The organism is Methylomonas sp. EFPC1, from assembly GCF_016925515.1.
GTDB lineage: Bacteria > Pseudomonadota > Gammaproteobacteria > Methylococcales > Methylomonadaceae > Methylomonas > Methylomonas defluvii.
Map to the genome: position 1 here is coordinate 4,087,203 of NZ_CP070494.1, position 15,246 is coordinate 4,102,448.

Annotated in this window: 16 protein-coding genes; 5 read left to right on the top strand and 11 right to left on the bottom strand. The window is 52.9% G+C overall.

Annotated elements, in window-relative coordinates:
* Positions 1 to 59: 59 nt before the first annotated feature.
* From JWZ98_RS18700 to nifV, 4 genes are read right to left on the bottom strand one after another with little or no spacing between them, the layout of a single operon-like run.
* Entirely contained in the window at positions 60 to 599 is a 540-nt protein-coding gene (locus tag JWZ98_RS18700; RefSeq protein WP_084153507.1) for a hypothetical protein, read from the bottom strand.
* Positions 599 to 1,375, bottom strand: coding sequence for a serine O-acetyltransferase (cysE, locus tag JWZ98_RS18705; protein WP_205451329.1), 777 nt, complete (start codon positions 1,373 to 1,375; stop codon positions 599 to 601). Before cysE ends, JWZ98_RS18700 begins: the two co-directional genes overlap by 1 nt.
* Positions 1,372 to 1,539: a hypothetical protein gene (locus JWZ98_RS18710; RefSeq protein WP_205451330.1), complete on the bottom strand. Its 168-nt coding sequence runs from the start codon at positions 1,537 to 1,539 to the stop codon at positions 1,372 to 1,374. The genes cysE and JWZ98_RS18710 overlap by 4 nt, the downstream gene beginning before the upstream one ends.
* Positions 1,540 to 1,550: 11 nt before the next feature.
* Positions 1,551 to 2,675, bottom strand: a complete 1,125-nt coding sequence (nifV, locus tag JWZ98_RS18715) for a homocitrate synthase (protein WP_205451331.1) — start codon at positions 2,673 to 2,675, stop codon at positions 1,551 to 1,553.
* Positions 2,676 to 3,085: 410 nt separating this feature from the next.
* On the opposite strand from nifV, the gene JWZ98_RS18720 reads away from it, so the two are divergent.
* Positions 3,086 to 3,949, top strand: a complete 864-nt coding sequence (locus tag JWZ98_RS18720) for a hypothetical protein (protein ID WP_205451332.1) — start codon at positions 3,086 to 3,088, stop codon at positions 3,947 to 3,949.
* A gap of 149 nt (positions 3,950 to 4,098) precedes the next feature.
* Positions 4,099 to 4,725 (top strand): hypothetical protein, encoded by a 627-nt coding sequence (locus JWZ98_RS18725; RefSeq protein ID WP_205451333.1) that lies wholly within the window; start codon positions 4,099 to 4,101, stop codon positions 4,723 to 4,725.
* 183 nt (positions 4,726 to 4,908) lie between these two features.
* Here JWZ98_RS18725 and JWZ98_RS18730 read toward each other — a convergent pair whose 3' ends face one another.
* The 4 genes from JWZ98_RS18730 to JWZ98_RS18745 all read right to left on the bottom strand — a co-directional run bounded on the left by JWZ98_RS18730 (position 4,909) and on the right by JWZ98_RS18745 (position 7,797).
* The gene (locus JWZ98_RS18730) at positions 4,909 to 5,169 is read right to left on the bottom strand and encodes a hypothetical protein (RefSeq protein ID WP_033159171.1); all 261 of its coding nucleotides are present in this window, start codon (positions 5,167 to 5,169) and stop codon (positions 4,909 to 4,911) included.
* A 134-nt stretch (positions 5,170 to 5,303) separates the two neighbouring features.
* A complete protein-coding gene (nifS, locus tag JWZ98_RS18735; RefSeq protein WP_033159170.1) occupies positions 5,304 to 6,518 on the bottom strand; it encodes a cysteine desulfurase NifS in 1,215 nt (404 codons plus the stop codon).
* Entirely contained in the window at positions 6,511 to 7,422 is a 912-nt protein-coding gene (gene nifU / locus JWZ98_RS18740; protein ID WP_020483356.1) for a Fe-S cluster assembly protein NifU, read from the bottom strand. Before nifU ends, nifS begins: the two co-directional genes overlap by 8 nt.
* Positions 7,423 to 7,440: 18 nt before the next feature.
* Positions 7,441 to 7,797 (bottom strand): iron-sulfur cluster assembly accessory protein, encoded by a 357-nt coding sequence (locus tag JWZ98_RS18745; protein WP_033159169.1) that lies wholly within the window; start codon positions 7,795 to 7,797, stop codon positions 7,441 to 7,443.
* Positions 7,798 to 7,992: 195 nt separating this feature from the next.
* On the opposite strand from JWZ98_RS18745, the gene JWZ98_RS18750 reads away from it, so the two are divergent.
* Positions 7,993 to 8,262: a nitrogen fixation protein NifZ gene (locus JWZ98_RS18750; protein ID WP_033159168.1), complete on the top strand. Its 270-nt coding sequence runs from the start codon at positions 7,993 to 7,995 to the stop codon at positions 8,260 to 8,262.
* Positions 8,263 to 8,315: 53 nt separating this feature from the next.
* Here JWZ98_RS18750 and JWZ98_RS18755 read toward each other — a convergent pair whose 3' ends face one another.
* Together JWZ98_RS18755 and JWZ98_RS18760 are read right to left on the bottom strand one after the other, a co-directional pair.
* Positions 8,316 to 10,397 (bottom strand): TonB-dependent receptor, encoded by a 2,082-nt coding sequence (locus tag JWZ98_RS18755; protein ID WP_205451334.1) that lies wholly within the window; start codon positions 10,395 to 10,397, stop codon positions 8,316 to 8,318.
* Between the two features lie 115 nt (positions 10,398 to 10,512).
* Positions 10,513 to 10,953, bottom strand: coding sequence for a PepSY-associated TM helix domain-containing protein (locus tag JWZ98_RS18760; protein WP_205451335.1), 441 nt, complete (start codon positions 10,951 to 10,953; stop codon positions 10,513 to 10,515).
* Positions 10,954 to 11,083: 130 nt separating this feature from the next.
* Between JWZ98_RS18760 and JWZ98_RS18765 the strand changes: the two genes are divergently transcribed.
* Entirely contained in the window at positions 11,084 to 12,181 is a 1,098-nt protein-coding gene (locus JWZ98_RS18765; protein WP_205451336.1) for an IS5 family transposase, read from the top strand.
* On the opposite strand, the gene JWZ98_RS18770 is transcribed toward JWZ98_RS18765, so the two are convergent.
* A complete protein-coding gene (locus JWZ98_RS18770) occupies positions 12,147 to 13,109 on the bottom strand; it encodes a PepSY-associated TM helix domain-containing protein (protein WP_205451337.1) in 963 nt (320 codons plus the stop codon). The two genes, JWZ98_RS18765 and JWZ98_RS18770, sit on opposite strands and share 35 nt — an antisense overlap.
* Before the next feature lie 426 nt (positions 13,110 to 13,535).
* Here JWZ98_RS18770 and JWZ98_RS18775 point away from each other — a divergent pair, with 426 nt between their 5' ends.
* The gene (locus tag JWZ98_RS18775; protein WP_205451338.1) at positions 13,536 to 15,143 is read left to right on the top strand and encodes a SagB/ThcOx family dehydrogenase; all 1,608 of its coding nucleotides are present in this window, start codon (positions 13,536 to 13,538) and stop codon (positions 15,141 to 15,143) included.
* Positions 15,144 to 15,246: the final 103 nt, after the last annotated feature.

Below are 15,246 nucleotides of genomic sequence, written 5' to 3' on the forward strand. Positions count from 1 at the left end.
GTTAATAGCGCGGAACAACAAACATCACTTATCGTGGGCATCCAATTGTTGGGCGATGCCTACCCGAAAGCTTGCGGCATGCGAAAAATCCCTTCCGCCGCCTCTTGCCGACGCACAACCAGCTCCAAAAGCCCCTGCGCGCCTATCCTGTCTTTGTCATCCAAGGACACCAACTTTTCGAAAATCGCCTTGCTCAGTTCCAGATTTTCCAAGCGCATATTCAAGAAGCCGATGGATTTCAACGTAAACAGATATAGCCTGATCCGAGTCAGCAAGTCCTTTGGCGCCTCGCTGATATGCGTTCTTTCCAGCTGCCGCCAATCTTCCGGAAAATCGATGCCGGGCCGGATCAAGTTCAAGGCCCGCTCGGAGATCAATAAGGCCTCCGGTAAACGATGCTGGTAGTAATAAAACCGATTCAAAGACACCAGCACATTCAAGGATTCCGGTGCCCGCAAATACGCCTGTAATAACGGCAGCTCCGCTTCACCGGTGGCGTACAGTTCGGAAGCGTATTGGATCAAGTCCTCCACTTCCTGGCTGTCGGCTTTCTCGTAGTACAAGTCCTTGGCGTCGAATTGCAACAGATCCATTTCCATCACTTGCCACCTGCTGCTTGCTTCAGTACCACCACGTCTTCGCCGTGGCAGACACCTTCCGCTTCGCAGCTGCCGCAGGTTTCTTCCGCGACCACAAAGCGTTTTTGATTGTTTTCCAATTCGTCCAAACGGTCCACCAAGCAACTCAGCGCTTTGCCCACCGGATCCGGCACTAAATGGTGATCCAGGTCGATACCGCGCGGGTCCTGAATTTTTATACCTTTCTGCTGGATAATTCGGCCGGGAATACCGATGACGGTGCAGCAAGGTGGCACGTCTTTGATTACCACCGAGTTGGCACCGACGCGCACGTTATCGCCCAGATTGATCGCGCCGAGGATCTTGGCACCCGCACCGATCAACACGTTATTGCCTAGCGTCGGATGGCGTTTTTCCTTGTTCCAGGTAGTGCCACCCAACGTCACACCGTGATACATCGTCACGTCGTTGCCGATCTCAGCGGTTTCGCCGATCACCACGCCCGCTCCATGATCGATGAAAAAGCGTTTGCCTATCGTCGCGCCCGGATGAATATCGACGTTGGTCAACCAGCGGGCAAAGGCCGCCAATAACCGCGCCGTCAATTTCCAATCGGCGTGCCACAAGCGATGGGTGACTCGGTGCAGCAACACCGCATGCACGCCGGGGTAAGCCAACAATACTTCCGGTAAGCCGCGTGCTGCCGGATCCCGGGCAAACACGCAAGCCACATCGTCGCGCCAGTCTTGCCAGAGTCCTGATGCAACGCTGGGACGCGACGGCGACAAAAACATCATTTTGCCAAGCTCCAGGTGGTTTTGCCGGGCATCGGCACGCCAGGCACCCGGAAGAACGAACCGGGGTAACGGTCATCAGGCAGATCGTGCTGCGCCGCAGTTTGCTGTGGTACGTCGACTTTGGCGGTGCTGGGCACGGCTGGTTTTTGACGATTGCTACTCATCTGACACCTCGCTATAGGCTGTGTAAAAATTGATTCAAATCGGTCGATTGCGGTGCGCGTTTGTGCAAACTGACAAACTCGCGAATCAGCGGCAGCAGGCGGCCGGCCTGCCAGCGGTTAATTTGGATACCCAATTGTTTGTAGGCATGCATCACGCCTTGACTACCGGAATGTTTGCCCAATACCAGTTGGTGACTGCGGCCGACCAAGGCAGGGTCGACGCCTTGATAATTGTTGGGATCTTTCAGCAGACCGTCGACGTGGATGCCGGCTTCATGGCTGAACACATCGCGGCCGATCAAACTTTTACGGCTGCCTATCGTGTCGCCGGACGCAGTCGCCACCTGATGGGACAGAGCAGGAAAATTGCGCAAATCCACACCGGTTTCAAAACCGTACAACTGCTTCAACCCCACCACCACTTCTTCCAAAGCGGCATTGCCGGCCCGTTCGCCCAAACCGTTGACGGTGGTATTGACGTGGGTAGCGCCGGCATATGCGGCGGCCAGAGTATTGGCGGTGGCCAAGCCCAGATCGTCGTGGGCGTGCATTTCTATTTCCATATCGGTGACGGCGCGCAGCTTGCGTATCGCTTCGAATACGCCGAACGGCTCCATGATGCCGACCGTATCGGCAAAGCGAATTCTTATCGCGCCGGCGCTTTGCGCAGCCTCGGCCATTTGCGCCAGAAAGTCGCTGTCGGCGCGAGACGCATCCTCGGCTCCGACGCAAACCCGCATACCGGCATCGACCGCGGTTTTCACACAGCGCTCAATGGTAGCCAACACCCAAGCCCGGCTTTGTTTCAGTTTATGTTGAATATGTTGATCGGAGGCGGAAATCGATAAATCCACGGTACCGACGCCCAAGCCCAGACAGTGTTGCAAATCTTCTTCACGCATCCTGGACCATACCAATAAATTGCTGGGCAATTTCAATTGAGCAATGGCTTTGATTTCGTCGCGTTCCTGTACACCCATGGCCGGGATACCAATCTCCAATTCCGGCACACCCAGCGCGGACAACTGCTTGGCAATCGCCAACTTTTCCTCCAACGAGAACACCACGCCGGCCGACTGCTCGCCATCGCGGAGCGTGGTATCGTCGATAATGATGGTGCGGGGATCAGAAGTCATCGCCAAGCCTCATACTGCCGGTGTCTAAAACTGAGCAACCAGATTGGCTACTCCTTTGCTAGTGATTAAGCAATTCGCTTGCCAACTGCTAAATCTGCGGAATCCTTGGGCTTTACTGTGTGATTGGCAGACTATCGACAAGACAACCTCGCAACCGCAAAGGCAAATTGTCGCAAACCCGACAATGGTCTGTTCGCAGCCTGCGCCAGTGGTACGCAAATTCCACAACGCCCACCGCACTGGTAGTTAAAGTAAGCCGACATACATTTCTTATATTCAAAAAACCGGCCTCGAAAATATTTTGACTGATTATTTTTACTAGCTTACATTCTTGACTTGGAGGCCCGGCAGGTAGTGCCGGCGCCGCCTGTTCAGCATGTTTCCGGATAAATCACTTAGGAGGAACACGTATGACTTCACGTAAAAATGGCTGGGCTTGCATGTTTGGCCTGTTGGGTATTGTCACATTGGCACAACCGGCAGCAGCCGGCGCCATCTTGTCACCGGTGGCGGTTATCAACAACACCATAGGCAACTATTCAGGTATTGCGGGATTTCCGGCCAAAACCGACGAAAAGCCGATGTTTAACCAATCCGGTCTATCCGCCGGTTTTAGCAGCGGCGCCACCGCGTTTGCCGATTATATGAACTTAAACCCAACACATATTGGTGCCGGCCCGGAAATCGGTAACGGCTGGATCAGCCCGGCGTATTGCCCGTGCACCGGTATTCTGGATTTCGATTTGGGGGCCATTTACAAGATACAGAAAATGGCTTTATGGAATATGGCCTCTAACAGCGGCGCCAACGTCGCGTCGATCAGTTTGTTCACATCGTTGGAAGCCGATTTTTCCACGTCCAATAAAGCCGGCGACTTCACCAACCCCGAAATGCCCAGCGATTTGGACCCCACACCACCCTACCCGGCAACGGTGTTCGACTTGATTGACAGCGAAGCGCGCTATGTGCGCTTACAAATCAACTCTTATTACGAAGCCTATCTGGTTTCGGAAATTGGCGAGATCGCCTTTGACGTAGCCGCACCGGCGGCCGTACCGATTCCGGCAGGTATTTGGTTGTTTGTTTCCGGATTTGCCGGCTGGGTTGGCAGCAGTAAAAAGGCTGGCCTGGCTGCTGCGGTTGCGCGAAACATCCTCTACAGACTAAGGTATATCGAATTTGATGTCTGCGCTTGCGCACTACCGATGTCGGCATTTTTTACATCACTCAACGTTTTAAATGGCATTATCCTAATACCGCTCAATACCTGCTAACTCAACCTATTGAAGTTATTGGCAAAAACAAGCAACATACAAAATGGAACGTATTTTGCCTTTAATCTCGGAATCAGGAACAGCGCCTACTGTTCTTGAGTTTCTGTCAATTGATAGGCGTATTTTTACGCCGTTTGAAGGGGTCGCCGATGTTATCCAAAAAGCTTTATCCGTTAATACTGATTACCGCCGCATTCAACGCACAAGCCGCGACGATTAACTTCGATGCGCTACAGCCGTTTGACAATTACGCCCCGGTTCCAGCAGGTTACGGTTCTACCGCGGACGTGGCGGTATCGTATTCCAGTCTAAACCTCAATGGCACAACGGCTTATAACGATGCCCTATTGTGGAATGCCGGTTATGCCACTTTAAACTCAGCGGCGTTTGCTCATACATCAGGTCTGCTTTTGAGCATTACGCTGACGGCAATCAATCCAAATCAGGGCGTCACCTTGGAAAGCTTCGACGTTGCTGCGTATCCAGGGCCGGGAAATTTCACTCGCAATGCGAGCGACTTGAGAGTGGTTGATGGTACCAACCCCACCAACATCTTTGTCGATTATGCACCTTATCCAGTACCCGGCGACGCACCTCATACTTTCACTCCTGGCGTTACTGCTCATTCGATCAGAATTATCCTGGGCACCGATTGGAACAACGGTATTAACAATATCAACTTCAATGTCGCCGCTGTGCCTGTACCCGGTGCGGTATGGCTTTTCGGCAGTGCGTTGGTTGGTTTGGGCCTTAACCGAAAAACCAGAAAGGTTTGAGCGAACTGCTCTGCCAAAATACAGAAAAGGCGGTTGAACAACCGCCTTTTTTGGTTCTGTGATAGAGACTTAAGCCGACATTGGTGCCCTCCAATGCAATAAACGGCTCAGAACTATCTCAATTTGCTGGGGGTTAAACAGGTCTTCGCTACCGATTTAATCCATGTTGCTGGCTTACAGCGTTCAGCCTTCCGCCTCACAAACTGCTTTAAACTCTGCTATGCCGGCAGTCAAACGCGAGCGCAGAAAATTCAGTTGTCTTTGCAGTTCATCCTCAGCATCGCCAACATTCTTGAAAACCTGGACGACTTTTTGATCGTTCAGCAAACTCGAATAGTGGACATCAACGAACTCTAGCACCTCGGCGTTAAATTCGGTGATGGAACTCAATGCGGCTTCCATCTTGGACAATACCGCGCGTAAATCAGCAAGCGTTTCAGCCATAACAATCCTCAGTGAAAATTTTTGGTGTCAACACCGGCTTAAACCGCGCTGACTCAAAATTCAAAACCAAACTGGCCGGATTGCGCTTGGCATGATTGATCACCAGAGCAAACCCGACCAATTGACGCGCTCAATCAAGCATAAGTGGGTTGGAAAGCCTGTTCCGGATCGGCAACCGGTTCGTTGTTGATGCTGTCCCAATACGGGGACAGTTTCCGCAAAGTGGCGACGATGCTGGGCATCACTTTCAACACTTCATCGACTTCGCTCATGGTGTTGTAGCGCGAGAACGAAAAGCGGATGGTGCCGTGCGCGGCAGTGTACGGAATGTCCATGGCCCGCATCACGTGCGACGGCTCCAGAGAACCCGATGTACAAGCCGAACCACTGGAAGCCGCGATACCGGCTTTATTCAACAGCATCAAAATCGCTTCGCCCTCGATATACTCGAACGCAATGTCTGTGGTATTGGGCAAGCGGTTGTTTAAATCACCGGTGATAAAGCAGTGCGGCACGGCGGCAACGATGCCTTGCTCCAGACGGTCGCGCATCGCTTTGACCTGCACGTTTTCGTATTCCATGTGCTCCATCGCCAGTTCGCAGGCTTTACCCAAGCCGACAATTGACGCGGTGTTTTCAGTACCGGCTCGGCGGCCGCGCTCTTGATGTCCACCGCGCAGAAGCGGGCGAAAGCGTGTGCCACGCTTTAAATACAACACCCCAATACCTTTCGGTGCGTGCAATTTGTGCCCGGAAATCGACAACATATCGATCTTGGTGTCTTGCAGCATCATCGGAATCTTGCCGACCGCCTGCACGGCGTCGGTATGAAACATCACGCCGGCCGCATTGGCCATTTCGGCCATTTCCACCACCGGAAAGATGGTGCCGGTTTCGTTGTTAGCCCACATCACCGAGACAATTGCTACTTCATCGGATAGCAGATTTTTGTAAGCTTCCAGATTCAAGCGACCGCATTTGTCCACCGGCATACGGTGGATGGTGTAGCCCTCTTTCTCCAGGTTTTCGCACAAAGCCAAAATCGCCGGGTGTTCCACCGAGGTGGTGATGATTTCCTTACGATTGGGCTGAGCCTTGATCGCCGACAAGATCGCCGTGGAATCGGATTCCGTGCCACAGGAGGTGAAAATAATCTCGGAATCGTGCTCGGCACCGATCAACTCTTGCACCTGCGAGCGCGCTTTCTTGATAGCCTTGGCCACGCCGTCGGCGAAGCGATGGATAGACGATGGATTACCAAAGTACTCGGTAAAATACGGGATCATCACATCGACCACCGCGCTGTCCACCTTGGTGGTCGCGTTGTTATCCAGATAAATATCAGGCATGACTGGCCTCCTCTATCGTGACCAGTTTCGGCATTTGCGAGGCCGGCACGACTTTAATGAACTCGCCCATCACTTCCATCAGCCGTTGCTGAATACCGGCAATGGTCATGGCGGACATTTGGCAACCGTTGCAAGCGCCGGTCATGTTGACGTAAGCGGTTTTATCCACCACTTCCACCAATTCCACATCGCCGCCGTCGGCCATCAATTGCGGACGGAAGGACATGATCACCTCTTCAATTTTCTTGATGCGTTGCAGATTGGTCAGCGGGCCTTTAGCAACCACAGGCTCGGGTTTGGCGACCGGCGCCGCATTCGGATCGAAGGTTTCGCCACGCTCTTTCAGGACTTTTTCCAAGATGGCTTCGATGTCTTCGTGGCAGGCCGCGCAACCGCCGCCAGCCTTGGTGTAGTTGGTCACGTCTTCAACGGTGCGTAGTTTGTTTGCCCAGACCATTTCTTCGATCATCACCGCATCAATAGCAAAGCATTTGCAGACCAACGCGCCTTCTTCGTGATCGTCTTTCCATTCTTCGCCACGATAATTAGCCACCGCCGCTTGCAAGGCTTCCCTGCCCATCACAGAGCAGTGCATTTTTTCAGGTGGCAAGCCGTCCAATTCGGCGGCGATGTCCTGGTTAGTGACTTTCAACGCTTCGTCTAAAGTCAAGCCTTTAATGATTTCGGTCAGCACTGAAGAAGATGCAATCGCCGAGCCGCAACCGAAGGTTTGAAAGCCTGCATCTTCGATCACTTCAGTGTCGTCGTTGACTTTTAAAGTCAGCCGCAAAGCGTCGCCGCAACTGATGGAACCCACTTCGCCAATCGCATTGGCACCCGCCACCGCGCCGGCATTTTTAGGGTTGAAGAAGTGATCTTTTACTTTATCTGAATAATCCCACATAGCTATTTCCTCGAATGCTTAAGAACAGGTTTTTGGTGTGCCGCCGCTTTCGCCGGTGGTAAATGATGATCCGCAGGCACAGCTTTTCACCGCGTTGGGATTAGTAAATTTGAATCCGGAACCTTCCAGGCTGTCGACGAAATCGATGGACATGCCATTCAGGCTGGGCAAGCTCAGCGGGTCCACAAATACTTTGACCGCGCCGCAGTCGATGACGGTATCGTCCGCATTTTCTTTTGCTTCCAGTTTCATGCCATAAGACAAACCGGAACAACCGCCATCGGTCACTTCGATGCGCAGCCCACCGGTCGGCTTGTCGGAACTGCTGATAAAACGACCCACGGCTTGGATGGCGCTTTCGGTTAATGTAATCATCTTTAAGTCTCCTGAACGGTTTGGCATTGATCTTGTAAACAGTTAAAGCAACCTGCATGCCATACGCGAAAATTTCAGCTAAGACGCTGAAATTACTCAGCCAAAGGCAGCAGGCCAACCTTAATCGGCACGCCGTTTCACAACAAACCCGAGGTTTTTGTCGGCTTTACTACAAAACTCTCACAGGAGCACAGCATGAACGTAGAAGATTTGGATTTGGGCGACGTGGTATATGCCGCGCATACGATTATTGACGATGGCAGTATGCCGGACAGCGAAGAAGGCGAAGTGCTGGCACAAGAAGGCGCCCGCGGCGTGATCGTGATGAAAGGCCATGTCGAGGAGGATCCTGGGCTTACGGTCTTTTTAGTCCGCTTCGAAGACCAGGATCTAAATTTGGGCCGGCCAATTGGATGCTGGACCGAGGACTTGGTCGTTCCGGAAAAAGAGTTGCTTATCCATTAACCGCATTTCGCCCTTATAAGATCGCCCGACAACCTATTCGCGCCGGTTCAATTTTAAAACTTGGCGCTGATACCGCCGGTAATGGTGGCGCCCGGCGCGATATACCCGATACCTTCATACTTATCGTTACCGATATTCATGAAGGTCATCCGGGCGGTAACATCCTTGACTAAGGTCTTGGCCACCCCTAAATCGTAGGTTGCGTAGCTTTTATACACGGCAGAGCCGCCCGGTGCGGTAGGTAAATTGGTCTCGGTAAAGTATCGGTCGCCAACGTAATTAAAAGCACCGAAAACCGAAAAGCCGTAAGGCAGGCTAACATCAGCCCGCAAACTACCTTGATCTTGCGGCACATTGGTAAGTTGCTTGCCGATCAAATTAGGATTCCTATCGTGCTTGGTGACAATCGAATCGTTCTTGGTATAACTCGCGTACAAAGTCAGGAAATCGCCTAGCTTCCACATCCCTTCGACCTCAACACCCTCGGCCCGAATGGCGCCGATATTAATTTTGTCGGTTGTCCCGACCGTCGCGCCGCTTCGTTGCACTGTGGCGATAAAATCCTCCGCGGTGGTGTTATAGATCGTGGTTTTGATATACCCCTGCCGGCCAAAGTAGTAATCCAAGCCAATATCGCCGGAAACGGCTTTTTCGGGAGTCAAATACGGGTTACCGTAAGCCACGGTCGTCCCACCCCGCCTGCTATTACCGTAGAGCTGAGAAACATCCGGGGTGTTAAACGACTGACCTATCGAGCCGCGCAGCACTAAATCATCGGTGAGCTTGTACGAAAACCCACCCTTAGGCGAAAACGAGTCCTCCGCATGCTTACCCCATTGGCCTTGCCCAGGGAAACTGGTTTTGGTATCTCTGAATTGGCCGTCTGTCTGCCACAGATCCCAACGCCCGGCCAAGCTTACGTTCAACGGTCCATAATTGATTTCGTCTTGCAAAAATATGCCGCTCAATTGAATGCCGCCCTCGACAAGCTGCTCTCTGCCACGTTCCGCGGGAAACTGGTTAGTCATGGTCATTTGACTGTCTGCATGTTGTCCGCCCACCGTCAATTTGTGATGGCTGCCTATGTAATGGCTATATTGCGCGCGAATACCGGCTTCCATATCGTCAAAATCGCCGCGATAGGAAATCAGACTGGCAGCCATCGTGCCGGGGCGGGCCACATCCGGACTGGTTGCATTGGCAGCGTTTGCACTGTCGGCATCCATTCGGCCAATCCGGCTGTATAAGACTACCGTGGCTTCAGAACGCTCCCCCAAATAGCGATAACGTGCCGAACCCAGGTATTGCTCTCTATCTTGGGCTATATAATCAGGAATTCGATATAAGCCTGTTGCAACGTCGCTCAAATAGGAAAAACTCAGATCCAGCAGATTAGAGGCATCAAATTCGTGCGTAAATTTGGCGCCTACATTGGTTTTACGTGTGCCGGTTTTATCGCGTTGCGATAAGGGAATGGCAGCCACACTCGTATCCGGACGCCACATGTTATAGCCGTCGCTTTCCAAATAACTGGTTGATACCGAACCGCCGCTGTGCTCGCCGCCGTAAGAGACGATACCTGCTTCACGGATCGTTTCCATGCTGCCGTATTCGCTATCCACTTTGCCTTTCACGCCGGGCGTAATCGCTTTAGAAATAACGTTTATTACACCGCCCATCGCATGGTTGCCGTAAAGGGCCGAACCGGCACCTCTGACAACTTCCACTCGATCCACGTCAATAGTGCCCAGTTGCGACCAATCCACCTGACTGTCGTAGGACACATTCATAGGCACATCGTCGATCAATACCAGGGTGCGACCATTGCCCGGCAGGCCTCGGGTATAGGTCTGGGCAATCCGATTGGGAGACGAGGCATCCATGCGGCTGGCAGACACACCCGGCACGCCCTTGAGTAGTTGATCGACGGTTGTCGCGTTGGATTTTTCGATACGCTCCCTATCGATCACTGTCACCGTAGCCGATACATCGCGAATACTGCGTTCGGTTTTGGTTGCGGTAATCACCATTTCATCCAGCTCATCAGGCGCTTTTTCCACAGCGGCCAAATTCAACGGCATGATCAAAGGTAATACCACAGCAATGTTTTTGGTGGTGGCACGAGTAGGTAACATCGATAACCTCAAAGTCCTTTAAAGTTTACGGAAGGGTCGGGATTGAGCACAAAAGCTCCTCAACGGCGCGCAGGCACGCGCCGGAGTTTGTTAGTTCGTCATCGTGGGAAAAACGTTAGCTAGCGGCGGCTTTCAAACCGGTTCGACGGGCACGATTAGCTTTACGCTTTTTCAACCAATGGATCAGGCCGGTGACCATCATCACTAACGGCGCAAACCCCGCCACTAGTACCGCGATGCGCCCTGGAGTACCGAGAATCTCGCCGTTATGCAAAGGCAGTTGCAAATTGATAAAAGCGTTACCGGCGTTGAATTTTTTCGGGTCGCGCACCGCCAAAATCGCGCCGTCGTATTGATCGACCCAAAAGCTGGTAGAGCCTTTGCTGCGCAGTTCGTCGGACTGCCGAGCAGAGATCATGTAACTGCCGTTTTCACCGACCGGCAGGAAAATCCTTTGAATCTGAATCCCTGGATACGCGGCTTGAATATTGGCCTTGACTATCTCCGGTTGAATTACCTTGCCGCCATTTGCTGTTGATTTGATGCCGCGCGGCATGTCTTCGAGAGGTGAGAAAAAATTAACCGCCGGTTTAACAGGCTGGTGAAAAACTCGAAAAGCCAAGTAAGCTAAGGCATAGATGAGCCGCCAACTGTTAAAATAGGCTACCTAAATTTGGAGCCTTTCAATGCGCGGACACGATGCCATCCAAAACAACTGGTTCAGCTACATCAACCTGGAAGACCGCATTCCCAAGCAGCATCCGTTGCGCCGTTTACGGCTGTTGGTCGATGGCGTACTGGCCTCGATGGATGCCGTCTTTGCCGCGCGTTACTCGCACACTGGCCGTCCCTCGATTGCCCCCGAAAAACTGCTGCGCGCCTTGCTGTTACAAGTCCTGTATACGGTCCGTAGCGAGCGTCAGTTGATGGAACAACTGGACTACAACCTGTTGTTTCGCTGGTTTGTTGGTTTGGGTATCGACGATGCTGTCTGGGAGCGCAGCGTGTTCAGCGCCAACCGCGAACGCCTGCTGTCCGAAGCCCTGAGTCGCGAATTTTTTGAGCGGGTACTGGCCATAGCCGAATGGCAAAATCTGGTGTCCGACGAACACTTCAGCGTCGACGGTAGCCTCATTGAAGCCTGGGCCTCGCATAAAAGCTTCGTTAAAAAAGACGGCAGCGGCCCGGACAAACCCGCCGGCCGCAATCCCGAGGTCGACTTCAGCGGCGAAAAGCGCAGCAACGCCACCCACCACAGTACGACCGATCCCGAAGCCCGGCTTTACAAGAAAGGCGAATACACCGAGGCCAAACTGCGTTACATCACCCATGCCTTGTCCGAGAATCGCAACGGCCTGATTGTCGATGTCGAAACCACTCAAGCCACCGGCACCGCCGAAATCGAAGCCGCGCAAAACATGATCAAACGCCGCGTGCCCCAAGGCGGCAGCGTCGGTGCCGACAAAGGCTACGACCAAGCGGCGTTCGTCAACGGACTCGAGTCCCGTGACATCAAAGCCCATGTGGCCCGCAAAAAGACCGGCAGTGTCGTCGATGGCCGGACCGCTCGCGGCAAAGGTTACGCCCAAAGTCTCAAGCGCCGCAAAATCGTCGAAGAAGCCTTTGGCTGGGTCAAAACGGTCGGCGGCCTGCGCAAAACCCGTCACATCGGCTTAGCCAAAGTCGCGGGTCAGGCCTTGTTTTGCTTTGCCGCCTACAACCTGACGCGCATGCTCAACCTATTGGTGTTCACGCCGAAACCGGCGTGGAGTGCACCCGCCTAGGGTGAAGTTCGCCTGAAAACCGTCCACAGACGGCTTCAGGCGAATAAAAAGCCCTTGAAACCGGGGCAAAACGCTTGAAACTCGATGTCATGACCGATTTCAACTCGAAAAAATCACTTACATCGTGGGTAAGGGGAAATATCGGCGGGTTTTTCACCAGCCTGTTAAACAACTGCGGCAGATTGAAATACACCCCGGAGAGGGCCACTGCCAACATGACTATAGCTGTATAGATGCCGGTGGTTTTATGCAGATCGAAATTAAAGCGCGTGGAGCTGGCGTTACGTTTAATCAGAAAAGCCTGCTTGATTTTGCCAAGTTTCGGCCACCACAAATAGATGCCGGTAACCGTCAATACCAAGGTCAGCAAAGAGGTAATCCCCATGACCAGCTTACCGAAATCACCCGCCAAAAGGCTGAAATGCAGGCGCAAAATAAATGTCATCAAGGCGTCGTTTCTATCCCGGTCGCCAAGCACCTGACCGGTGTACGGATTCACCATAACTTCGTGAAAGTGATGATTGTGGCCCTTGTGGCCCGGCATCGCCGCCGCTTGATAACGCACGATGAGCGCTTCGCTCGGGTCCTCCGGCATCTGTAGATGGGAGGGTGGCTCTGGAATGGGCGAGACGCGGTTCGCGATTGCCACTAAATCCGCAATGGGTAACCAGCGTTCGCCAACGGCCACGCTCATCATGTCGGGATTGAGCCACTTATCCAAAGTATGCTCGTAAACCAAGAGGCTGCCGGTAACCCCGGCAATCACCAATAGCGTACCCAACCACAAGGAAATATACAGATGCAATTTCAACAGACACTTGCGCAGAGTGATTTTCTTGAAAGCGGTTTTGAAATTGCCTAAAAAGGACCCCGAAACTAATTTGTCGGACAATTTTTGTTCCGACACAAAATGATAACTTGTGGACATTGCGACGCTCCCGAACCTTTTAACTGCGCTGAATAAATTAGTGCTGTCTACCCAGCACCCCATCCGGACCAATGCGCAAGCTGGATGCTTGCTAAACTATCGAACCCAACGAAAGCAAAAACAAGACCATCCAAAAAATACCTATAAAAAGCATGGATTTATAAAATTTTCCAGCGCCAACAGCCATCCATTTCTATCGAAACTATGTTAATTAGCCGAGCGTCAGACGGGTATATAGTGGAAATCCACCAACACTTGCTTACCTTGAAGAACGCGAATATTTCTGTTGCGAGCCTGAGACTTTAAACCACCGGAAGGCAGCCCATTTAATCGCGGGAGATCAGGCACGAAACATGCTGAACATTGCTAATTTTCAGAAAATACCCCGCTCCATCCACACAGCATTGAATGTATAGAGAGAACCCAATGAACAACCTTGCAGACGCTGTCATTAGCTACCACAACCGTACCAAACACCAATTAAACGCCTACGCCAAAGGCCCGGAGTCTTTGGATTGGGACGACCAGCCCAATCCGTTTCGGCGTTTTAGCAGTTGTGAAGCGGTAAAACTGCCGCCACCAGGCACCGAACTAAGTTGTTTGTTCGCGGACTTGGATAAACCGGACCGGATAGCGCCGCAGCCGTTAAACCGGACCAATCTGGGCCTGTTATTGGAATTATCGTTCGGCTTGTCGGCCTGGAAGCAGTTTGGTCCGGACCGCTGGGCTTTGCGCTGCAATCCGTCCAGCGGCAATTTGCATCCCACGGAAGCGTATGTGCTTTGTACCGATCCGGAGCTATTGCCACCTGGCGTCTATCACTACGTCAGTCACGATCATCATCTGGAGCGGCGCAGCCGGTTTACTGCGGAAACGGCAGCTAAAGAGGTTTATATTGGCCTTTCCTCAATTCATTGGCGGGAAGCCTGGAAATACGGCGAGCGCGCCTTTCGCTACTGCCAACACGACATCGGTCATGCATTGGCCGCGCTGAGTTATGCCGCTGCCTGCTTGGGTTGGTCGATAGAATTGCTGAGCGAGACTGCCGATGCCGACATCGCCGCCTGGCTGGGGCTGGATCGTAGCGAGGATTTTGTCGCGACCGAACACGAAACGCCGGATTTATTCTGCCGGCTGCATGCCAGTCAAACGGCGGGCGGTGAGTTTTCCACCGCATATTTAGCAGCCCTTAGCCAAAGCGCCGAATGGTTCGGGAAGGCCGAGCGCTTGAGCGGCAGGCATTTTTACCGTTGGCCGATTATAGATGAAGTCTCCACCCAAGCCGTCAAGCTGACGACAGTTGCCGAACGCTTAACCCTGCCGAACCTGGATCTACCCGCGCCCAGCCACAATCTGCCCGCCAGCGCGTTGATTCGCCAACGCCGCAGCGCGCAGCACTTTAACGGCAAATCCCCGGAGCTGCCCTTGGCGGATTTTCACAGAATACTGGCCGCGCTGCTGCCCAACGCCAAACCGCCGTTTACTGCCTGGAATTGGTCGGCGCAAGTCAATATCGTCTTATTTGTGCATCGGGTGGCCGGCCTGGAACCGGGCTTATATGTGCTGCCGCGCACAGCGGATGCGGCGACGGAATTAAAACCGCTTTGTTCCGCGGATTACGAATGGCGAACAGTCGAGGCACCGTTCGAATTTTATCGGCTGACGGCCGGCAGCGTCAGGCAAGCCGCAAAAACCCTGTCCTGCCACCAACCCATCGCCAGCGATAGCGCGTTCAGCTTAGGGATGTTGGCGCGTTTTGCCGACAATGTGGACACCGAAGCCTGGCGCTATCGGCGGCTGTTCTGGGAAAGCGGCCTACTGGGGCAGATTTTATACCTGGAAGCGGAAGCCGCCGGCGTGCGCGGCACCGGCATCGGCTGTTTTTTTGACGATGCGGTACACGGTGTGTTGGGTTTAAAAGATAACGACTGGCAAAGCCTATATCACTTTACCATCGGCGAACCGCTGGACGACAGCCGGCTGCAAACCTTTCCGGCCTATGCGCATTTGAGCGAGTCGGCCGCCAGCACCTGATTCGCTTGAGGTTTGGCACCTGAGTGACAATCGTTGAAATATTTACGCAACAATCCCGCCGACAATGTTTAGAATCATGGTTTTACCCAGCCAACCACTAAAG